The sequence below is a fragment of the Bradyrhizobium oligotrophicum genome (assembly GCF_051168495.1).
GTDB classification, from domain to species: Bacteria; Pseudomonadota; Alphaproteobacteria; order Rhizobiales; family Xanthobacteraceae; genus Bradyrhizobium; species Bradyrhizobium oligotrophicum_A.
Window position 1 is genome coordinate 142131 of sequence record NZ_JBNPVB010000001.1, and the last position, 20350, is coordinate 162480.

Here is a 20350-nt window from a genome sequence, read left to right on the forward strand (position 1 = left end):
CTTGGATCAGGCCCTCCCCAAAGCGGTGGCCTGCGCGACACGCTCAAAGCGCTCCAGCGACATGATCGCGTCGGCAAAGCTCTGTGCCCGGCTGCTCAGCACCGGCCGCGCCAAGGTGATGAACTTGTCGCTCATCGCCTGCGCGGAGGGGAACGAGGTCGGCTCGCCGGAGGGATCGTCGTGCAGCCGCTCGTGCACGCCGTCCTCGGTGGTGATGGTGACGCGCGCGCCGAACGGATGGCTGCGGCCGAGTTCGAGCTTGTCGTCCTGCACGACATCGAACTTGTCGGCCAGCGCATTGATCGCGCTATCGCCGAGCCTCGTGTAGTCGTCCCAGCCGAAGCGGCCCTGGTCGAGCGCCAGCGCGCCGGTGAAGAACATCGAGAACTGGCCGCCGACGATCGAGGTCGGATGCCGCTTGGTGGCGGCGTCGCCGGTCAGGGTGATACCGTTGCGATGCAGGCCAACCTCGACGCGCTTGACCTGGTCCGGCGTCAGATTGTGCTCGCGGCGCAGCGCGATGATGGCGTCGATCGCCGCATGGGTATAGCGGCAGCTCGGATACGGCTTCACGCCGATCTTCATCGTCTCATAGGTCGAGCCGAGCCCGGCCACGGCCTTCTCGTGGTGCGGCGTGTCGGTGTAGCCGACCAGCAGGCCGTGCTTGCCCTCGACGGATTCGACCGCGCCGACGAAGTCGTTCTTGGCCAGCGTTGCTGCAATGACGCCGTTCATGGCCGACGCTCCGACCTGATAGCGCTTGTTCCAGGCGCCGTTGACCAGGAATTGCAGCGAGCCTGCCGCCTGGCTGCCGGAGACGCCGAACGCAGAGATGAGCTGCTGCTCAGACAGGCCGAACAGTTTGCCGGCGGCCGCCGCCGCGCCATAGGTGCCCGCGGTCGCGGTCGGATGGAAGCCGCGCGCATAATGCGAAGTCGGGTCGAGCGCGTTGCCGAGGCGGCAGCAGACCTCATAGCCGGCAACGATCGCGGTCAGCACCTCGCGGCCGGAGGCGCCGACCATTTCGCCGACGGCGAAAGCGGCCGGCACCACCGGCGCGCTCGGGTGCAGCGAGGAATCGGCGTGGGTATCGTCGAAGTCGAGCGAATGGCCCATCGTGCCGTTGAGCAGTGCCGCCACCGCCGGCGTCCACGTCCTGGAGTCGCCGAACACCGTCGCTTCGCCCGCCGAATCCAGCTTCAGCGCGGCCAGCATCTTCACCACCGCCGGCGTCGATTCCGCCTCACGGCGGGCGCGGATCGCGCTGCCGAGAAAATCCAGCGTCAGCACCTTGGCGCGGTCGAGCACCTCGGGCGGGATATCGTCATATTTCAGCTCTGCGACATAGGCGGCGAGCGTTGCGGTTTCCTGGGCCATCGTGTTTCCTCGTTTCTTGCCGGCCAGCGTAGGCAGACTGATTCCGCCTTTCAAGCCGGCCGGGCCCGGTGGGAAGCTGCCATGCCCTCGCGCCGGTGGTTTTCAAGGTGAGCGATTGATGGTGTTTTTGAAGCAGCTGTTCGGCCGGGTGCGCGCCCGCAAAGCCCAGATGGCACTGGCCGTCCGGGGCACGGTGGCTGCGACGCTTGCCTTCGCGATCGCAACCGCCTTTCAGCTCAAGCTGCCGCTGTGGGCGGTGCTGACCTCGCTGATCGTCACGCAGGGCAGCGTGGGGCGATCGCTGAAGGCGACGCGCGACTACATGTTCGGCACCATCGGCGGCGCGCTCTATGGTGGCGCCATCACCTTGCTGATCCCGCATTCGGGCGAATTGCAGCTGCTCGGCATGCTGATCCTGGCGGTGACGCCGCTCGCTTTCATTGCCGCGCTCAATCCGAGTTTGAACGCGGCGACCGTCACCGCCGTCATCGTGCTGCTGGTGCCGACCATGGGCCATCTCGATGCCGTCGGCTCGGCGGTCGACCGCGTCTTCGAGGTCACCGTGGGGGCGCTGACGGGACTCGTGGTCTCGTTCATCGTGCTGCCGTCGCGCGCCCATGTGCAGATCCGCAGTGCGGCCGGGCGGCTGCTGGAGCTGATCGCCGCGGCGATGACCGAACTGCTGGCGGGCCTGTCGCGCGGCCGCGACAACGATGCGCTGCACCGGATCCAGGACGGCATCGGCACGGCCTTGACCGCATTGAATGCGACCGGGGCCGAAGCAGAGCGCGAGCGCGCGGCGCGGCTGTCGTCCGGCGCTGATACCGGGCCGCTGCTGCGCACCATCCTGCGGCTGCGCCACGACGTGGTGATGATCGGCCGCGCCAGCGTGGTGCCGCTGCCGTCGGAACTGCAGGCGCGGCTGTCGGGGCCGGTCACGCGCGTCAGCGACGCGATCGCGAGCTATCTGCGCGGCTGCGCCGCAGCCATCCGCAACGGCTCCGGCCCGCCGCCGATCTGGCCGATCCATGTCGCGGTCAAGGCCTATGCCGAGGCGGTCGCCGCCGTGCGCACCGATGGCCTCACGCGGGGCCTGCCGGGCGACGCCGCCGAACGCTTCTTCGCGCTCGGGTTTTCGCTGGAGCAGATGCGCCAGAACCTGATCGATCTCGAACGCGTCGTGGCGGAATGGGCAGGAGCATCGACCGGCAAGCCGCATCGGCCCGAGCCGGAGGAGAAAGCCGATACGGCGGGCGCGTGAGTCTCTCATCTTGACAACCGCAGGAAGCGCAGCACCAATAGCGCGGAGTAGATGGCGGTGCCGATCGACAGCCCGATCCAGATCCCGATGGCGCCGAGCGCGGTGTGCAGGCCGAGCAGGTAAGACGCGCAAAAGCCGATCACCCAATAGCCGAGCACGGCGAGCAGCAGCGGCACGCGCGTATCCTTGATACCGCGCAGCGCGCCGACCGTGATGGTCTGCAGGGCGTCGGTGATGAAGAAGGTCGTGCCGACCAGCAGCAAGGTCGCTGCCAGCGCCGCGGTCGCCGCGGCATCGGCGAGGCCGGCGCCGAGGAACAGCTGCACGATCTCGAATCGCGCCAGTATGATGCCGAGCGTGAACAGCACGGCAAGGAGAAGGCCGAGCAGCATCGCCATCAGGCCGGCACGGCGCACGCCGCGCGCATCGCTTCGCCCTGCGGCGTGGCCGACGCGCACCGTCGCGGCCATGCTGATGCCGAACGGGACCATGAACAGGATCGCCGTGATCTGCAGCGCGATCTGATGCGCCGCGAGTGCGGGCGTGCTGATCCATCCCATCAGGATCGCGGCTGCCGAGAACAGACCGTATTCGAGCAGGAACGACAGCGAGATCGGCGCGCCGATGACGAGGAGCTGCCGCATCAGCCGCCAGTCGACGTCTCCGAGCTGCGCGAGCACGCGATAGTCGCGGAACGGCGGACGATACGTGGCGAACCACAGCCCGGCGAGAAAGGTGCCAGCATTGACCAGCGAGGTCGCGAGGCCGACGCCGGTCAGTCCGAGCCGCGGAAAACCCCACAGTCCGTACAGCAGCGGGTAGACCAGCAGCGCGTTGAGCGGGATGGCGGCGAGCGTGATCCACAGCACCGGTTCGGGACGGTTGACCGCACCCATGAAGCTGCGCAAGGCCAGGAACCACAGCATCGGTGCGATGCCCCAGGCGAGGCCGGCCAGATAAGCCTGCGCGAGATGCGCCACGCCCGGCGCCTGTCCCAGCCCGAGCAGGATGGCTTCACCATTCAACGCGATCAGCATGATCGGCAGCGCGATGACCAGGCCGGCCCACAGGCCGACACGCAGCGCGCGCCGCACCAGGGCAGTGTCCGCGGCGCCGAACGCCTGCGCCGCGAGCGGCGCCACGGCGGACATCAGGCCCATGCCGAAGGTCGAGCCGACGAAATACACCGTGCCCGCCAGGGCCGCCGCCGCGACGGCGTCGCCGCCGAGCCGGCCGATGAAGGCGAGATCGGTCGACATCATCGCGATCTGCGACAGCTGCGTCAGCGCCATCGGCGCGGCGAGCCGGATCGTCTCCCAGAGCTCGTGCGCAAGAGAAGGTGTCGGCGCCGTGGGTAGCGGCGCGGGGTCGGTTCTAGTTGTCGAGGTCATGATCGCCGGTATAGCAGCGGCTCCTGCGCAATGCACATCGCGCGGAAGCGGGCGTGTCGATGGCCGGACCATCCGCGCGGAACGACGGCGCGCCGCGGCGAAGCCGGTTGCCGCAGTCGTTCGCGACGGCGTCCCGATCTCTGTTGTGTGTGACCACATGAAGCGACAACAGCCCGCGTTCCCGCGGCACGCCATGCCCGGGTGATGCTGTATTTCGTCCCCTCGTTAGCAAGAGGGGCAGGGAAGGCCGGGTGCTTGACCACACCCATGGCCCGCCTGCAAAAGAAGTAGCAGGCGGCAGTCACCACAGGTGGGCCGCGCATCCGGCCTTCCCTGCGCCATGGTTGGAACGGCTTATACGTACTCTCCCCGGTGCGCCGTGCGTGTTGGCCACCGTCACCAGCAGATCGTTCGCCGGCTTGACCTCAGCGTCGGGAGGCCAGGACCATACGATTTCGCCGTATGCGACCGCTCCTTCGTCCACGTGCCGACCTCGAGTTGCCCCAAGCGCACGCTGAAAGCCGCCGCATCCATCGCATCCCACGCTCAACGTTCGTGACGATCGCGAAGCGTCCCTCTCAACGAGGACGGGATGGCGGCATTGTTTCTGATTTGCGGAATAAACGCAAGCCTAAAATTCGGAAAAATAAAAGCGCAAATGGCTGACGTGGTCGGAGCTGCCGGCGCCTCAGATGCGATCTGCGTCTTTGTGAGGTGAAACGTTCGAACTCGTTGCGGAGGACAGAGACGCGTTGAACGCAATCAGGTGGCCACTGCGACCTGCCGGAGCGTGGCTTGCACCACGAGGCGATGAAACGGCGTGATGACGGCGAGATAGATGCGGCCGAGTGCGTTGTGGGTCTGGACCAGGGTCGTCGCGGTCACCTGCGAGGTCGCGCCGATCGTCGCAACGTCGACCAGAACGCGGAAGTCCAGATGCTTGTCGTCGAAGCCGAGCACCAGTTGCCTTGGCGTTTCGCTGATCACCGGGAATATCCCGATCATGGGGCCCGGATGGCGTGCGTCCGCGCCCGAGGTCTTCAAGCCGAACGGCCGGACCAGCCCATTGCGGAGATTCAGGAGAGCTGCCATCCACCAGGGCGAGTGGCCGAGCATGTGCTCGGCCGCGGTGCGGGCATTGAGGCCCGGTCTGTCGACAGTGATGCGGAAGGCATCGGCGAAGTCGGCACCGGCGAGCCATCGGTCACGGTCGACATCGGCAGTGATCTCGCTGATCGTCATGCTGCTTGAGCCTCACATATCAGGGCCGCTCCTGCGCCGTACGACGCCGGTCCGTACAAGCCAAAGAGGCCGATGGCCCCATCGACAGTCCATCAACAGGTCATTGCGAGCGCTCGCAATGACGGAAGAGCGATCAGCGCGAACCTCGCTACCGCCCCCGCTCTGGCACCCGCGTTATCTTCGCGCCGAGCGCGTTCAACCGCTCGTCGATGCGCTCGTAGCCGCGTTCGATCTGGTCGGCGTTGTCGATGTAGGAAGTACCTTCGGCGCAGAGCGCGGCGAGCAGCATGGCCATGCCGGCGCGGATATCGGGGGAGACGACGCGGGCGCCGCGCAGCTGGCTGGGGCCGGCGACGATGGCACGGTGCGGGTCGCACAGCACGATGCGGGCGCCCATCGAGATCAGCTTGTCGACGAAGAACATCCGCGACTCGAACATCTTCTCGAACATCAGGATCACGCCCTCGCATTGCGTGGCGGTGACGATCGCGATCGACATCAGATCGGCAGGGAAGGCCGGCCAGGGCTGGTCCTCCAGCTTCGGCACGTGGCCGCCGAAATCATCCTTGATCTTCAAGGTCTGCTCGGAGGGCACGATGAGATCATCGCCCGCGACCTCGCAGACGATGCCGAGCCGCTCGAAGCCCATGCGGATCGAGCGCAGATGCTCGGTGCCGGCGCGCACGATGCGGAGCGGCGAGCGCGTCACCGCGGCAAGCCCGATCAGCGAGCCGACCTCGATGTGATCGGGCTGGATGGCATAGGACGCCTGGCCGAGCGCGCTGGCGCCATGGATTACCATGGTGTTGGTGCCGATGCCCTCGATGTTGGCGCCGAGCGCGACCAGGAAATGGGCGAGGTCCTGCACGTGCGGCTCGGAGGCGGCGTTGCGCAAGTAGGTCGTACCGTGGGCGGCGACGGCCGCGACCAGCGCGTTCTCGGTCGCGGTGACGCTGGGCTCGTCGAGGAATACGTCGGCGCCTTTCAGGCCGGAGGCGCGCAGCTCGATCTTGTCGGTGGCGGTGACGGTGGCCCCTAACTGCTCGAAGGCGAGGAAATGCGTATCGAGGCGGCGGCGGCCGATCACGTCGCCGCCGGGCGGCGGCAGCGCCACCTCGCCGCAGCGGGCGAGCAGGGGGCCGGCCAGCAGGATCGAGGCCCGGATGCGCGCGCACAGATCCGGATCGAGATCGGCGGCGCGGATCTCCTTGGCGTGGATCGCGAGCCGGTTGCGGCCGCGCCACTCGGCGGAGGCGCCGACCGAGCGCACCAGTTCGACCAGCGTCTCGGTGTCGCGGATGCGCGGCACGTTGTCGAGCGTGACCGGATGTTCGGTCAAGAGCGCTGCGGCAATGATCGGCAGCGCAGCGTTCTTGTTGCCCGACGGCTCGATCGCACCCTTGAGCCGGTGGCCGCCCTCGACGATGTATTGAATGGGCGCCATGCGCGAAGTCCGTTCTGAGATGGTGCTTGATCAGGGTGCAACCGGCCACGGCGGAACGTGGATCGCGGGACGGAAATAACACGGAAGGCGCACGCAGGCCACTGCCCCAGGCAAGCGACTTTCCGGAGGCGGGCCGTGCCGTGGGACATCGTCTTGGGCCACGGGAACGCTGATATTCAGGGTGGGAGCTGCCATGGTCCATGTCGTTACGGTATCGGTGCGAAAGGCGCGCGAGGCGGCACGGCGGCAGCGGGTGGCCGATACCGTCATGGCCGAGTTGGAGGCTTTGCGGAACGCCGCGGCGGCCGCTTCATCGTCTTCGGCTCGGTTGCGCAACGGCTGATGTCGTTCGACAGTGATTTCGACGTCATCGTCGACGTCCCGCGCGAGCATGAGCTTGCTGCCGTCGAACTCGCGGAGGACCTGTGTCGCCGTCAAGAGCTGCCGGCCGACATCCACCTCAGGTCTCAGGCGAGTGCGCGGCTGCTTGCGCGCATTGCCGGTCACGCGGTGACGTTGCCATGAGCGATGATCGCTGGAGCGATGTCGAGGCCGATCTGGACAGCGCCATCAACCAACTCGAGATGTCGCTCCGGCGCAATTCAAGACCATCGTAGATCCCGACCGGTAACGACGGTCGCGGGTGCGGTCGCGTACCGTCCTCAGGCCGCAGCGATCCAAGGATCGATCACCGTCAGGCCGGCCGCCGTGAATGCGCTCGTATCGCGGGATGCGACGGCGTAATCATGATCTGCTGCGATCGCAGCGATATAGCCGTCGGGCGTCGGAAAACCCTTTCCGGCAGCGCGCGCCTTGACCGCCAGCTCGGCGTAGCGCCGCGCCGCACTTGTATCGAACGGCAGGACTCGCGTGCCGAACAGCTCCAATATGCCATCGAGTGTGGCGGATAGCCTGTCTTTGCGCCGGCCCTTCGGCAGCGCGCCAATACCGAACATCAGCTCCGCGACGGTCACACTGGACAGATAGAGGGTCTCCGCAGCCTGTTCGTCGAGCCACGCGCGGACCGCTGGCGACGGTTCAGGCTTCATCGCCTCGGACACGACATTGGTGTCGAGAAGGATCATTTGAAGCGTAGCGGCTCGGCAGGCTTGGCGTCGCGGTTCTGCTCCAAGGCTTCGACGTCGGCATTGGTGAGTCCGATGTTCCGGCTCATTTCAGCCAGTGCGGTGCCGAGACGCAGCCGGCCTTCCGGCCGCACGGCGGCTTCGAGGATGGCGCGGATCTCCGCCTCCGTGCTGCGATTGTGCTGGGCCGCTCGCACCTTCAAGGCACGATGCGTCTCATCCGAAAGGTTGCGAATGGTGACGGCTGGCATGACGGCAGGATCCGGAGTCGATTCAATGATATCAATATCAAGAAATGATATCAAACGTCAAGCGCCAGCTGTCGTGGCGGGTGTATCGACCTCAGCCCGGCGGAACGGTCTGCTCCTAAACGTCGACGTTGGCGCTGAGCGAGTTGTCCTGGATGAATTCGCGGCGTGGTTCGACGACGTCGCCCATCAGCTTGGTGAAGATGTCGTCGGCCTCGTCGACCTCCTTGACCTTCACCTGGAGAAGCGTGCGCGCGTCGGTGTCGAGCGTGGTCTCCCAGAGCTGTTGCGGGTTCATCTCGCCGAGGCCTTTGTAGCGCTGCATGGCGATGCCCTTGCGGCCGGCGTCGGTGACGGCCTCGAACAGGTCGACGGGGCCGTGGATGACGGTCTGGGTGTCGCCGCGGCGCAGGGAACCCGGTTTGGCATAGGCTTCCTGCAGCCGCGCCGCGTAGTCGTCGAGCTTGCGGGCGTCGACCGAGCCGAGCAGCGCGTCGTCGATCACGGCGGCGTCCTTGACGCCGCGCACCGTGCGCTCGAACGTAAAACCCTGGCCTTCCATGAAGTGGCCGATCCAGCCGCGCTCGACCTCGTCGGCGAGCACGTCGAGCCGTTTGGCGATGTACTCGGCCGCGGCGTCCGCGGTGGCGATGTCGCGGGTGATGTCGGGCCGCAGCACGCCGGCGATCGCGGCCTGCTCGACAACCTTGCGGTCGTAGCGGTTGTGCAGGTTGCGCAGGATGTTGCGGACGAGGCGGGCCTCCTCGACCAACGCCAGCAGGTCGCGGCCCTTGCGCTCCTCGCCCTCCGCCGTCTTGAACACGCAGTCGTCGAGCCCGGTGCCGATCAGATAGTCTTCGAGCGCGCGCTCATCCTTGAGGTACTGCTCGGACTTGCCGCGCGTGACTTTGTAAAGCGGCGGCTGGGCGATGTAGAGGTGGCCGCGATCGATGATCTCGCGCATCTGGCGGTAGAAGAACGTCAGCAGCAGGGTGCGGATGTGGGCGCCGTCGACGTCGGCGTCGGTCATCACGATGATCTTGTGATAGCGCAGCTTGTCGATCGAAAACTCGTCGCTGATGCCGGTGCCGAGCGCGGTGATCAGGGTGCCGATCTGCTCGCTCGACAGCATCTTGTCCGGGCGGACGCGCTCGACATTGAGGATCTTGCCGCGCAGCGGCAGCACCGCCTGGAATTCGCGGTTGCGGCCCTGCTTGGCGCTGCCGCCGGCCGAGTCACCCTCGACGATGAACAGCTCGGATTTGGCCGGGTCCTTCTCCTGGCAGTCGGCGAGCTTGCCGGGCAGCGAGGAGACGCTGAGCGGGCTCTTGCGCGTCAGCTCGCGCGCCCTGCGGGCGGCCTCGCGCGCGGCTGCGGCCTGGATCACCTTGCCGACGATGGTCTTGGCCTCGCCGGGATGCTCCTCGAACCAGGCGGCGAGCGCCTCGTTGAGCACGTTCTCGACCACGGGGCGGACTTCCGAGGACACCAGCTTGTCCTTGGTCTGAGACGAGAACTTCGGATCCGGCACCTTCACCGACAGCACCGCGGTGAGACCCTCGCGGCAGTCGTCGCCGGTCAGCGCGATCTTTTCCTTCTTGGCGTTGGCCTCGGCATAGCCGTTGACCTGGCGCGTCAGCGCGCCGCGGAAGCCGGCGAGATGGGTGCCGCCGTCACGCTGCGGAATGTTGTTGGTGAAGCACAGCACGTTCTCGTGGTAGCTGTCGTTCCACCACAGAGCGGCCTCGACGGTGATGCCGTTGACCTCCGAGCGCACCATGATCGGGGCGGGAACGATCGCCTTCTTGTTGCGGTCGAGATATTTGACGAACTCCTCGACGCCGCCGTCGTAGTGCATCTCCTCGCGCTTCTCGACCGCATGGCGCATGTCCGAGAGCACGATGTTGACGCCGGAGTTGAGGAAGGCGAGCTCGCGCAGGCGATGCTCGAGCGTGGCGTAGTCGTATTCGACCATCTTGAAGGTGTCGGTCGAGGCCAGGAACGTTACCTCCGTGCCGCGCCGCCCGTTGGCGTCACCGACCACCGCGAGCGGCGCCACGGCGTCGCCATGGGCGAACTCGATGAGGTGTTCCTTGCCGTCGCGCCAGACCCGCAGCTGCAATTTGCTCGACAGCGCGTTGACGACGGAGACGCCGACGCCGTGCAGGCCGCCCGACACCTTGTAGGAGTTCTGGTCGAACTTTCCGCCGGCGTGCAGCTGGGTCATGATGACCTCGGCGGCCGACACGCCTTCGCCCTTGTGGATGTCGACCGGAATGCCGCGGCCGTCGTCGCGCACGGTGACGGAGTTGTCCGGATTGAGCACGACCTCGACCGCCGTGGCATGACCCGCCAGCGCCTCGTCGATCGCATTGTCGACGACCTCGTAGACCATGTGATGCAGGCCGGAGCCGTCATCGGTGTCGCCGATATACATGCCCGGGCGCTTGCGCACGGCATCCAGGCCCTTCAACACCCGGATCGATTCTGCGCCGTACTCGTTCGCGGTTGCAGGCTCGTTTTCGGCGATGGTTTGCCGGGCGGGTTCGGTCATGTGAGGCCTTTGAGAGGATCCCGAGGGGCGGTGTCGCGCCGGGATGCTGATAACGCTATTTGTGCCATGAAAGAGGAGGCGCGCCTAGCGCAAAGTGGCATATCCTAAGATATTGAAGAGATGGGTTTTTTTAACGGATTTTCAAGCCGTTCGAGGGCCCTCTGCGGGGCGCGCGAAAGGGCGATTCGGACGCCTGTTTGGCGCCGTTCGGACCGCGCCTGGAAAGGTCTCGACGGGGGTGTTCGGAGCGCGATGGTTCACGCCGGTCGACCGACGGGGTCGACCGCGGGAGGGCTCACGGCCGGGCGGCGATCCGCCCCGCCTCGACGTCGAAGATCTGGCCGAGTCCGCGGAGTTCGGCGAACGCCGCCGGGTCCGCGCCGGTCAGCCACACCTGAGCACCCAGCGTGCCGAGTTCGGTGAACAGCGCGCTGCGGCGGCCGGGATCGAGATGGGCGACGATCTCGTCGAGCAGCAGCATCGGCACGATGCCGGTGGTCTCGGCGACCAGGGTCGCGTGCGCCAGGATCAGGCCGATCAGCAGCGCCTTCTGCTCTCCGGTCGAGGCATCGCGCGCCGGCATCGCCTTGGGCGCGTAGACGACGTGCAGGTCGGTGAGATGCGGGCCATCGAGCGTGCGGCCGGCCGCGGCATCGCGCGCGCGATTGTCGCGCAGCATGGCGCGGTAGCGGTCCTCGACGGCCAGCGCGGGCTCGTTCGAGAGCGCATTCTCCATCCAGCCGTCGAGCGCGATCTCGGCGGACGGGAACGCGGAGGCGGCGCCGCGGGCGTGCAGCATCGCGGCGAGCTTCATCGCGGTCTGGCCGCGGCTCGCGGCGACGGCGACCGCGAGCTCGGCGGTTTCGCGTTCGATCGCGTCACACCAATGGTCGTCGAAATTGCGCACCTCGAGCAGCCGGTTGCGCGAGCGCAGGGACCGCTCCAGCGCCGAGACGCGGCTCGAATGCTCGCTGTCGATCGCCAGCACCAGACGGTCGAAGAAGCGCCGCCGCTCCGAGGCTGCGCCCATGAACAGCCCGTCCATCGCAGGCGTCAGCCACACCATGCGGATGTGGTCGCCGAACGCGGCGGCCGAGCCGACCGGCTCGCGGTCGATCCGGCAGCGGCGCGTGGTGTTGGCATCGCTGCGCGGCGGCTCGATGCCGGTGCCGAAGGTCGCAAGCCCGAGCGCGCCCTCGATCTCCGCGGACACCGCCCAGGAGCCGTCACCCTGGTTGTCGGCGACGTCCTCCAGGGTGGCTCGGCGCAGGCCGCGGCCCGGCGCGAAGAACGAGATCGCCTCCAGGCAATTGGTCTTGCCGGCGCCATTGGCCCCGACCAGCGCCACCATGTCCGCCTGCACGCTGACGCTGGCGGCGCGATAGCTGCGGAAATGCGTCAGCGCGAGGCGGTTGATGCGGGAGGGGGTCATTGGAAGATCTATGCCACACGTTCAAATTCCCCTCTCCCCTTGCGGGAGAGGGTGCCGCCGAAGGCGGCGGGTGAGGGGTATCTCACGGCTCGCTCAACTTCGTGAGGATGTCCTCTTGAACGGCGGACGAATTGTACAGCACATCGTTGTTCCAATAGCGAACGATGCGAAAACCGGCGGTCCTCAAGATGGAATCTCGCTCGGCGTCTGCCGTGTTATCCGCATGTTGACTGCCATCGATCTCAATGATCAGCCGCTTCTCGAAGCAGACGAAATCGACAATGTACTGCTCTACCGGAGACTGGCGACGAAACTTGTAGCGTTCGAATCTCCGATCACGCAGCAATCGCCACATCACGGCTTCCGACTCTGTCGGTTGACTTCGCATCGTCTTGGCAAAGCCGCGGATGCGTCTGGATGTCGTCCGATGGCTCGGTGATCGTGGAGGCATACCCCTCACCCGCCTCGCTTCGCTCGGCACCCTCTCCCGCAAGGGGAGAGGGGATTCTTGCCGTGTGGTTGGCCTGGCGAGGCGGACCTCCACACGTTCCGCGCGGTGCGCTTTGAAGCCGTGTTGCTTCACACCCGCATTGGCATCAGCACGTACAGCGCGTTGCGGTTGTCGCGGTCCTGGATCAGGGTCGGCGAGCCGGGATCGGCGAGGCGGAGCACTGCGACCTCGCCCTCGATCTGGGCGGCGATGTCGAGCAGATAGCGCGAGTTGAAGCCGATATCGAGCGCGTCAGCGGCGTATTCGACCTCGAGTTCCTCAGTGGCGCTGCCGGAGTCCGGATTGGTCACCGACAGCATCAGCTTGCCGGCGGACAGCGCGAGCTTCACGGCGCGGCCGCGTTCGCTGGAAATGGTGGAGACGCGGTCGACGGCGGCGGCGAAATCGGCCTTGTCGACGACCAGCTCCTTGTCGTTGTTCTGCGGAATGACCCGGCCGTAGTCGGGGAACGTGCCGTCGATCAGCTTCGAGGTCAGCACCACCTGTCCGAGCGTGAAGCGGATCTTGCCCTGCGACAGCTCGATCTTGATCTCGCTGTCATTGTCCTCGATCAGGCGCTGCACCTCGCCGACGGTCTTGCGCGGCACGATCACGCCGGGCATCTCGGCGGCGCCGGCAGGCTGCGGCAGGTCGACCTGGGCGAGACGGTGGCCGTCGGTGGCGACCGCGCGCAGGGTCGGCTGCTTGGCGCTGCCGCCGGCATGCAGATAGATGCCGTTCAGGTAGTAGCGCGTCTCCTCGGTCGAGATCGCGAACTGGGTGCGGTCGATCAGGCTCTTGATGTCCTTGGCGGGGACGCCGAAGGCATGCGTCATTTCGCCCGCGGCGAGATCGGGGAAGTCGCTCTCCGGCAACGTCTGGAGCGTGAACTTGGAACGGCCGGCGCGGATCGCCAGCACCGCGCGCTCGCCGTCGCTCTCCAGCACGATCTGGGAGCCGTCCGGCAGCTTGCGCACGATGTCGTAGAACATGTGCGCCGGCACGGTGGTGGAACCCGCGGTGGCGGTCTCGGCGGCCAAGGTCTCCGTCACTTCCAGATCGAGGTCGGTCGCGCGCAGCGACAGCCGGGCATTCTCGGCGCGCACCAGCACATTGCCCAGGATCGGGATGGTGTTGCGCCGCTCGACCACGCGATGGACGTGGCCCAGCGACTTCAGGAGTTGCGCGCGTTCGACGGTCACCTTCATTGCACTATCCGCCCGTTCCCAACTGAGCTCGTCCTGGAATGCCGGCGGGCTGAGAGCAGCGCCGCGGCCGATGGCACCTCGCGCCCGAACAGCGCTTTTTCAGCGTCCAGGAGCGTGAGGGGGAGGCGTAAAGTGGCGCGGATGGGGCCCGAGCGCAAGGGATGGCGGGCCGATTTCCCATGTTTCGGCAGGCGTTTCCACCAACCGGGGAGCTGATCCGAGGGACGTCGGAGTAACGGGACAACCGCGGCTGGGGCCGGACCTTCTGTCCGCACCCCTGGCCGTGCGGGCAGCTAGTCCTGCAGCTGCCGCTTGAGGGATTCCACTTCCTCGTTGAGTGCGGTGTCCTTGCCGACCAGCCCCTCGATCTTGCGGACCGCGTGCAGCACGGTGGTGTGGTCGCGTCCGCCGAAGCGGCGGCCGATCTCGGGCAGGGAGCGCAGGGTCAGCGTCTTGGCGAGATACATCGCGACCTGACGCGGACGCACGACATTGGCGGTGCGGCGCGACGACAGCAGGTCGGAGCGGCTGACATTGTACTGCCGCGCCACCACACGCTGGATGTCCTCGATCTTGATCCGCTTCGGCTCCTGCGGGCGCACCAGGTCGCGCACCTCGCGCTCGGCCATGTCGAGCGTGACCGGCTGGTTGTTGAGCTTGGAATGCGCCAGCAGGCGGTTGATGGCGCCTTCGAGGTCGCGGCCGTTATGGGTGATGGAGCGGGCGAGATAATCGAGCACCGGCTCCGGCACGTCGAAGCTCGCGTGATGGGCGCGGGCCGCGGCGACGCGCGACTTCAGAATCCCCAGGCGCAGATCCTCTCCGAGTGTCGCCATCTCGACGACGAGGCCGCCGGCCAGCCGCGAGCGGACGCGGTCGTCGAGGCTTTCGAGATCGGACGGCGGCCGGTCGGCTGCGATCACCACCTGGCGACCGGCATCGATCAGCGCATTCAGCGTGTGGCAGAACTCGGCCTGGGTCGACTTGCCCTGCAGGAACTGCAGATCGTCGATCACCAGCACGTCGATGCCGCGCAGCGCTTCCTTGAACGCCAGCGCCGTCTGCGATTTCAGCGCGGCGACGAAGCCGTACATGAATTTCTCGGCGGTGAGGTAGAGCACCTTGCGCTCGCCGCCGGCGTTGCCGGCCCAGGTTACGGCCTGCAGCAGATGCGTCTTGCCGAGGCCGACGCCGGCATGGATGTAGAGCGGATTGAACATCACCGGGTCGCCGCGGCGGCCATCGGCGACCTGACGCGCGGCGGCATGGGCCAGCGTATTGGCGCGGCCGACGACGAAGCTCGCAAACGTCAGCCGCGGATCGAGCGGCGAGCCGCCGAGCGCGTCATGGCTGGTCGCGAGCGACGCTGCCGCCGCCATCCGCGTCTCGGCATTGGCCGGCTTGGCGTCGCCGCGCTCGGCGCGGCGGGCTTCAACCGCAACCGGGGCTTCCTTGACGGGGGTCGCGCAGCGCATCGCCGAACGCACCGACAGATCGATCCGGTGCACCTCGGGCATCTCGGCCTGCCAGCACGACAGCACGCGCTCGGCATAATGCGCCTGGATCCAGCTCTTCAGGAACCGTGTCGGCACCGACAGATGAACGCTCTCGTCCTGGACGGCTTCGAGGTCCATGCGGGCAAACCAGCTCGTATAGACGTCTTCGCCGACGGTCGAGCGCAGCCGACCCTTCACGCGAGACCAGCGTTCCTGTTCCGAATTTGTCATGGCAAGTCGCAACTTTTCGAATTGAGTGGTGGTGTCGTGTGGCCGCCGGGCGGACGTCGAACGAAGGAACGCGTCTGCCGCAGCGAGACCTCGAGCGGAGGCTCAACTCCAGGCATGGCTTACCGTTCGGCACGCATGCCGTCGGGCAAATCGATGCTGGGGGAAGAAAGTTCTCCGCGAGGTCAGCGCATACTCTGATGCGCGAAGGAGGCGGGAGGCGGGCCGATGGCCGCGCTGGTCATGACCTTGCTGGCGATGTCGATCACTTCAGTGTTGACCGCCAAGGATGCGTGATCCGGAACTAGCCTATGGTGTTGAACCGCGATGTGTCCGTAAAGCATGCAACCTCCCCGCCTTACCGTGATTGCTCACGGCAAGTTGTCATCCCAATGCCGCCGCGTCCGAACCCCAAGATTCAGCCGCGCCGTCGTAGATCCCGTCCAACTTGTCCACTCACTGAGCGAAGCCGCCGCAAGCTTCAGCCGGTCGACCGATGCCGTATCTCTCTTGTTCAAAGCGGCGCAACGATGATGCTGCGCCTGAGAAATTTCGACAACATTCGGTCGTTCCCCATATTGCTATGGAGATTGATCCGGCCACCGCTTTGGAAAGCGTCGCCAACGCGCACACCGCCGCCGATTTGCACGTCCGCCCCGTTTCTAAAACCGCGCTGGTCTCAAGATCGTGGGCGCCGCGAGTGGATTTAAGAAATACACGATGCGACGGGACTCGCAATCCATTTGATGGATGCGGGCGTGACGAGTCTTCGCGGCACTTGCGGCGCGATGCTGCGCGTTAAGAAAGCAAGGTTTTGAATCATCGCGAGGAATCTCGGATGTGACAAACAACATCGTCTGCCCAAAATTTCTTCATAATTTTTTTACGTAGAAGGCGAGCGCAGTCGGTTTTCCAATCACTTCGTCGCGCTATGCGCTTAAGTCATTTTCGAGCCGATGTTTTTCGCGATTGCCCAAGGCGGGTAACTCCCGTCGCTCGGAGCGGCCCGCGCATCCCGCGCTCTTGACAGCGATGCGCATTCACGCCGCGCGGCAGCGCGGCCGTTTCGAGTGAGACAAAATTGTCACCGCGTAAAATTACGGAACTGCACGTACGACTACGGAAGCCGCCGGGGCGGCCTTCCATCACGATGTTCCGATACGCGCGGAGGTCGCAATGATCCTGCCATGTTGCAATGAAATAGAACGTGGCGCGACGACGCGAGAGAAGAAAAGCGTCACATGTTAATGCACAAAGCAAAAGCCGGTGCGCAAAAGAAAAGCCCGGCGCGAGCCGGGCTGTTTGCATCTTGATAGTTCGTCAGTCGTTCGAACAGTTCAATTACGAACGGTTCACTTACGGACGGTTCACTTGGCGAGCTTCGCGATCTGATGCGTGAGGCGCGACACTTTGCGGCTGGCGTTGTTCTTGTGAATGATGTTGCGCTGCGCGGCGCGCATCAGCTGCGGCTCGGCGTTGGCCATCGCCTTCAGCGCGGCTTCGCGATCGCCCTTCTTGATCGCGTCTTCGACGGAGCGAACCGCGCCGCGCATTTGGGTGCGACGCGACTTGTTGATGATGGTGCGGCGGGCAATCTTGCGCGTCGCCTTCTTCGCGGAGGTCGTGTTGGCCATGCTCTCAAATATCCTTCGGCGGCGAGCGGTCGCCGCGCTTGCGGGTCCGCGCGCGGCCCGCTTGACGCGGTCCCATCGACGCGGTGGGTTGTTCGGACGCCTCTCTGAGATTGCGATGACCGGAGCGGGTGGCTCGGCGGATCGGCGCTGCTCAAAGAACAGCGGCGGCGGGATTGCGCCCACCGCCAATGGCGCCCTTATAGGGGCAGGCCAGCGGAGCGTCAACGGTCTCGGAGCGCCGCCGGGCGCCGGGAAGCGGTCAAAAGCGCGTTCTAAACCCCTGACGAGGTTGAATTTCTAAGGCACCCCCGCTATGGCCTTGCTGCCCGCGAGGGCGTGCGAGAGAGAGCAGGTGAGGCATGATCCGCGGTTTTTTCCGCCTGGTGGGGCTGTTGCTGCTGGCCGGAAGCTTCATCTTCCTGGTCTATGACGGCGCGCGCTGGGTGGCCGACCAGACCCTGCAGTTCACCCGTTTCGGCCAGTTCTGGAACGACGTCCACCAGGCCAGCCAGGCCGCCTTCAAGGCCTGGATCGAGGCCAAGGCCCCGTTCCTGTGGGAGTGGATCGTCAAGGCGTTCCTGGATCAGCCGGTGTTCGCCGTGCTCGGGCTGCTCGGGATCCTGCTGATGCTGCTGTTCCGGCCGCGCAAGCCGCTGATCGGCTATGCGCGCGACTGACCGCGCAGGACCGGCGCGCGGCGTAACATCGCTGCGATCAGCCGCGTAGAGACCTATATATTCCCCGACCAACGGCCATCGCGCCGCCGGACCCCCTCCGGCGGGCCGGATGCCATGCCCGGAGACATCCCATGTTCTTCACGCGCAAATCCCTGTCCCTTCCGACCGCTGCCGACGCGCTGCCCGGGCGGGCCCAGCCGATCCCAACGGCCACCAGCCACTTCGTCAACGGCCGCGCCCTGCTGCCGCCCTATCCCGCCGGCCTCGAGCAAGCGGTGTTCGGGCTCGGCTGCTTCTGGGGCGCGGAGCGCAAGTTCTGGCAACTCGGCGACGGCATCCACGTCACGGCGGTCGGCTATGCCGGCGGCCATACGCCGAACCCGACCTATGAGGAGGTGTGCTCGGGGCTGACGGCGCATACCGAGGTCGTGCTGGTGGTGTTCGATCCCAAGGTCATGCCCTATGAGCGCCTGCTGAAGACGTTCTGGGAGAGTCATGATCCGACGCAGGGCATGCGTCAGGGCAACGACGTCGGCACGCAATATCGCTCCGCGATCTACATCTTCAACGATGCGCAGCGCGACGCGGCGCAGGCGTCGAAGGCGGGTTATGAGCGAGCCCTGCGCGCCAAGGGGCTCGGCACGATCACGACCGAGATCGCGCCTTCGGGTCCGTTCTATTTCGCCGAGGATTATCATCAGCAGTACCTGGCCAAGAATCCGGCCGGCTATTGCGGGCTCGGCGGCACCGGGGTCGCCTGCCCGATCGGTGTCGGCGTCAGCGCGTAAGGGCTGCGGCGCACCGCCACACCGAGAATCCGAGGTCCCTCTCTCACGCCGTGGGAGAGGGATTTTTTTTTGGGGCCGGCCGTCATCCGTGCACACTTGCGGCATGCCGGGAGCACACGCGCCAACGGTTTGTTAACCTTAACCGCGCATGACTACGGGACATCCTCATTCAAGGATTGTTCGAGTGCGCGCGTTGTTTGTTCCGGTCATTGCCGTCGTCTCTTCCATCCTGCTGTCGGGCTGCATGCACACGACCTCCCCCGTGGCCGCAATCCCAACGCAGAGCGATCTCGACGCAATGGCTTATGGGACGCCTTCTTCCAGCCCGGTTGCCGCCACCGGGCAGGGCGGGGCGATTCCGGCGCTGCGCGACGCGTTCGCCGCCGCACCGCGTGGAGCCGGAGCCTATGTGGTGCCCGCCGGCTACGCGCCGGCGCGGCGTGATGCTGCGTACCATCTCGATGCCGGCGACAAGCTGCGCGTCGTCGTCTACGGGCAGGAGGGGCTGACCAACACCTATGCGATCGACGCCTCAGGCTCGATCACGATGCCGCTGATCGGCAGCGTGCCCGCCCGCGGCCGCACCGCGGCCGGCCTTGCCGCCGAGATCACGGCCAAGCTGCGCAACGGCTACATCCGCGAGCCGTCGGTGGCGGTCGAGATCGAGGCCTATCGCCCGTTCTTCATCCTCGGCGAAGTGCAGGCGCCCGGCCAATATCCTTACGTGCCCAACATGACGGTCGAGAGCGCGATCGCGATCGCCGGCGGCTTTTCGCCGCGCGCCCGGCGCGACATCGTCACGCTGACCCACACCGATGCGTCGGGTGCCGCCCGGTACGAGGTTCCGCTCGGCACCTCGCTGAAGCCCGGCGACACGATCCAGGTCGGCGAGCGCTGGTTCTGATCTGCCGTTCCTGCGTGCGCTGAGACAGGTCGTGGAGCGACGTGAGGCTCCATCCGCCGTCATTGCGAGCCAACGGGTCCGCGCGAATGCGCGGCCCGATGACAGGCTCCGCGAAGCAATCCAGGGCTTGCGCGCGCGACTCTGGATTGCTTCGTCGCTTCGCTCCTCGCAATGACGGAGGCGTCGTTCAGCGCAGGTGCTGCGCAAAGAACGCCAGGCTGCGGGTCCAGGCGAGATCGGCGCTCGGCTTGTCGTAGCTCGCGCGTTCGTCGCAGCCGAAACCGTGCTGCGCGCCGGGATAGACGAAGATCTCGACGTCCGGCCGCTTGGCCTTGATGGTGTCGACGTCGGCGAGCGGAATGCCGGCATCCTTCTCGCCGAAATGCAGCTGGGTGGGCACGGCCGGCTTGTCGTCGGCGAAGCGCACGACGGCGCCGCCGTAATATCCCACCGCCGCCTTCAGCCCCGTGAGCTTGGTCGCAGCCACATAGGCGATGCTGCCGCCGAGGCAGAAGCCGATGACGCCGACCGCCCCCATGTCCTTCACTGCATCGATCGCGGCCTGGGTGTCGCGCAGCATCGCCGGCCAGTCGGGATTGGCGACGAACTTGCGCGCTACGGCGATTTCGTCCGGCGAATAGCCCGAGGTGAAGTTGGGCTCGACGCGATCGAAGATCGCCGGGGCGATGGCGACATAGCCTGCGGCGGCGAGACGGTCGCAGATGCTGCGGATGTGATGATTGACGCCGAAGATCTCCTGGATCACGACCAGCGCGCCTTTTGCCGTTCCGATCGGATCGGCGCGGTAGGCGCCGAGCTCAAAACCGTCCGATGCCGTCAGCTTGATGTCTTGTCCCACGTTCTGTCCTCAATGCCGTCGCGCGGCGCTGC

Annotated in this window: 18 protein-coding genes; 5 read left to right on the forward strand and 13 right to left on the reverse strand. The window is 66.1% G+C overall.

Going from position 1 to position 20350, the window contains the following annotated elements; genetic code table 11:
• Positions 1-6 precede the first annotated feature (6 nt).
• Positions 7-1377: an MmgE/PrpD family protein gene (locus ACQR1B_RS00695; RefSeq protein ID WP_434832768.1), complete on the reverse strand. Its 1371-nt coding sequence runs from the start codon at positions 1375-1377 to the stop codon at positions 7-9.
• Between the two features lie 118 nt (positions 1378-1495).
• Between ACQR1B_RS00695 and ACQR1B_RS00700 the strand changes: the two genes are divergently transcribed.
• Positions 1496-2638, forward strand: coding sequence for an FUSC family protein (locus ACQR1B_RS00700; protein WP_434832767.1), 1143 nt, complete (start codon positions 1496-1498; stop codon positions 2636-2638).
• A gap of 5 nt (positions 2639-2643) precedes the next feature.
• Here the strand turns inward: ACQR1B_RS00700 and ACQR1B_RS00705 are convergent, their stop codons facing one another.
• From ACQR1B_RS00705 to murA, 3 genes are all read right to left on the reverse strand, one after another.
• Positions 2644-4029, reverse strand: a complete 1386-nt coding sequence (locus tag ACQR1B_RS00705; protein ID WP_434832766.1) for an MATE family efflux transporter — start codon at positions 4027-4029, stop codon at positions 2644-2646.
• Positions 4030-4791: 762 nt separating this feature from the next.
• Positions 4792-5271 (reverse strand): DUF2867 domain-containing protein, encoded by a 480-nt coding sequence (locus tag ACQR1B_RS00710; protein ID WP_434832765.1) that lies wholly within the window; start codon positions 5269-5271, stop codon positions 4792-4794.
• A gap of 148 nt (positions 5272-5419) precedes the next feature.
• A complete protein-coding gene (gene murA / locus ACQR1B_RS00715) occupies positions 5420-6715 on the reverse strand; it encodes a UDP-N-acetylglucosamine 1-carboxyvinyltransferase (protein WP_434832764.1) in 1296 nt (431 codons plus the stop codon).
• Between the two features lie 135 nt (positions 6716-6850).
• Here murA and ACQR1B_RS00720 point away from each other — a divergent pair, with 135 nt between their 5' ends.
• The gene (locus ACQR1B_RS00720) at positions 6851-7240 is read left to right on the forward strand and encodes a nucleotidyltransferase domain-containing protein (protein WP_434832763.1); all 390 of its coding nucleotides are present in this window, start codon (positions 6851-6853) and stop codon (positions 7238-7240) included.
• A 137-nt stretch (positions 7241-7377) separates the two neighbouring features.
• On the opposite strand, the gene ACQR1B_RS00725 is transcribed toward ACQR1B_RS00720, so the two are convergent.
• From ACQR1B_RS00725 to rpsT, 8 genes are all read right to left on the reverse strand, one after another.
• A complete protein-coding gene (locus ACQR1B_RS00725; RefSeq protein WP_434832762.1) occupies positions 7378-7800 on the reverse strand; it encodes a type II toxin-antitoxin system VapC family toxin in 423 nt (140 codons plus the stop codon).
• Positions 7797-8051, reverse strand: a complete 255-nt coding sequence (locus ACQR1B_RS00730) for a FitA-like ribbon-helix-helix domain-containing protein (RefSeq protein WP_434832761.1) — start codon at positions 8049-8051, stop codon at positions 7797-7799. The genes ACQR1B_RS00725 and ACQR1B_RS00730 overlap by 4 nt, the downstream gene beginning before the upstream one ends.
• Before the next feature lie 115 nt (positions 8052-8166).
• Positions 8167-10602 carry a DNA topoisomerase (ATP-hydrolyzing) subunit B gene (gene gyrB, locus ACQR1B_RS00735; protein WP_434832760.1) on the reverse strand — a complete coding sequence of 812 codons (2436 nt, stop codon included), beginning with the start codon at positions 10600-10602 and terminating at the stop codon, positions 8167-8169.
• A gap of 295 nt (positions 10603-10897) precedes the next feature.
• The gene (gene recF, locus ACQR1B_RS00740) at positions 10898-12034 is read right to left on the reverse strand and encodes a DNA replication/repair protein RecF (protein WP_434832759.1); all 1137 of its coding nucleotides are present in this window, start codon (positions 12032-12034) and stop codon (positions 10898-10900) included.
• An 82-nt stretch (positions 12035-12116) separates the two neighbouring features.
• Positions 12117-12485, reverse strand: coding sequence for an endonuclease domain-containing protein (locus tag ACQR1B_RS00745; protein WP_434832758.1), 369 nt, complete (start codon positions 12483-12485; stop codon positions 12117-12119).
• A gap of 128 nt (positions 12486-12613) precedes the next feature.
• The gene (gene dnaN, locus ACQR1B_RS00750) at positions 12614-13732 is read right to left on the reverse strand and encodes a DNA polymerase III subunit beta (protein WP_434832757.1); all 1119 of its coding nucleotides are present in this window, start codon (positions 13730-13732) and stop codon (positions 12614-12616) included.
• Between the two features lie 293 nt (positions 13733-14025).
• Complete coding sequence (gene dnaA, locus ACQR1B_RS00755) at positions 14026-15459, reverse strand: chromosomal replication initiator protein DnaA (RefSeq protein WP_434832756.1); 1434 nt, start codon at positions 15457-15459, stop codon at positions 14026-14028.
• Between the two features lie 1364 nt (positions 15460-16823).
• Entirely contained in the window at positions 16824-17090 is a 267-nt protein-coding gene (gene rpsT, locus ACQR1B_RS00760; RefSeq protein WP_012047584.1) for a 30S ribosomal protein S20, read from the reverse strand.
• Positions 17091-17449: 359 nt separating this feature from the next.
• On the opposite strand from rpsT, the gene ACQR1B_RS00765 reads away from it, so the two are divergent.
• The 3 genes from ACQR1B_RS00765 to ACQR1B_RS00775 all read left to right on the forward strand — a co-directional run bounded on the left by ACQR1B_RS00765 (position 17450) and on the right by ACQR1B_RS00775 (position 19459).
• A complete protein-coding gene (locus ACQR1B_RS00765; protein WP_434832755.1) occupies positions 17450-17767 on the forward strand; it encodes a hypothetical protein in 318 nt (105 codons plus the stop codon).
• 131 nt (positions 17768-17898) lie between these two features.
• The gene (gene msrA, locus ACQR1B_RS00770; RefSeq protein ID WP_434832754.1) at positions 17899-18555 is read left to right on the forward strand and encodes a peptide-methionine (S)-S-oxide reductase MsrA; all 657 of its coding nucleotides are present in this window, start codon (positions 17899-17901) and stop codon (positions 18553-18555) included.
• A 184-nt stretch (positions 18556-18739) separates the two neighbouring features.
• Positions 18740-19459, forward strand: coding sequence for a polysaccharide biosynthesis/export family protein (locus ACQR1B_RS00775; protein WP_434832753.1), 720 nt, complete (start codon positions 18740-18742; stop codon positions 19457-19459).
• 187 nt (positions 19460-19646) lie between these two features.
• On the opposite strand, the gene ACQR1B_RS00780 is transcribed toward ACQR1B_RS00775, so the two are convergent.
• Positions 19647-20318 (reverse strand): dienelactone hydrolase family protein, encoded by a 672-nt coding sequence (locus ACQR1B_RS00780; protein WP_434832752.1) that lies wholly within the window; start codon positions 20316-20318, stop codon positions 19647-19649.
• Positions 20319-20350 lie beyond the last annotated feature (32 nt).

Coding starts and splice junctions, on each gene's coding strand:
- recF (WP_434832759.1), bottom strand. CDS start 12,034: ATGACCCCCTCCCGCATCAACCGCCTCGCGCTGACGCATTTCCGCAGC.
- ACQR1B_RS00705 (WP_434832766.1), bottom strand. CDS start 4,029: ATGACCTCGACAACTAGAACCGACCCCGCGCCGCTACCCACGGCGCCG.
- dnaA (WP_434832756.1), bottom strand. CDS start 15,459: ATGACAAATTCGGAACAGGAACGCTGGTCTCGCGTGAAGGGTCGGCTG.
- dnaN (WP_434832757.1), bottom strand. CDS start 13,732: ATGAAGGTGACCGTCGAACGCGCGCAACTCCTGAAGTCGCTGGGCCAC.
- ACQR1B_RS00695 (WP_434832768.1), bottom strand. CDS start 1,377: ATGGCCCAGGAAACCGCAACGCTCGCCGCCTATGTCGCAGAGCTGAAA.
- msrA (WP_434832754.1), top strand. CDS start 17,899: ATGTTCTTCACGCGCAAATCCCTGTCCCTTCCGACCGCTGCCGACGCG.
- ACQR1B_RS00710 (WP_434832765.1), bottom strand. CDS start 5,271: ATGACGATCAGCGAGATCACTGCCGATGTCGACCGTGACCGATGGCTC.
- ACQR1B_RS00765 (WP_434832755.1), top strand. CDS start 17,450: ATGATCCGCGGTTTTTTCCGCCTGGTGGGGCTGTTGCTGCTGGCCGGA.
- ACQR1B_RS00700 (WP_434832767.1), top strand. CDS start 1,496: ATGGTGTTTTTGAAGCAGCTGTTCGGCCGGGTGCGCGCCCGCAAAGCC.
- ACQR1B_RS00725 (WP_434832762.1), bottom strand. CDS start 7,800: ATGATCCTTCTCGACACCAATGTCGTGTCCGAGGCGATGAAGCCTGAA.
- ACQR1B_RS00730 (WP_434832761.1), bottom strand. CDS start 8,051: ATGCCAGCCGTCACCATTCGCAACCTTTCGGATGAGACGCATCGTGCC.
- murA (WP_434832764.1), bottom strand. CDS start 6,715: ATGGCGCCCATTCAATACATCGTCGAGGGCGGCCACCGGCTCAAGGGT.
- ACQR1B_RS00745 (WP_434832758.1), bottom strand. CDS start 12,485: ATGCCTCCACGATCACCGAGCCATCGGACGACATCCAGACGCATCCGC.
- gyrB (WP_434832760.1), bottom strand. CDS start 10,602: ATGACCGAACCCGCCCGGCAAACCATCGCCGAAAACGAGCCTGCAACC.
- rpsT (WP_012047584.1), bottom strand. CDS start 17,090: ATGGCCAACACGACCTCCGCGAAGAAGGCGACGCGCAAGATTGCCCGC.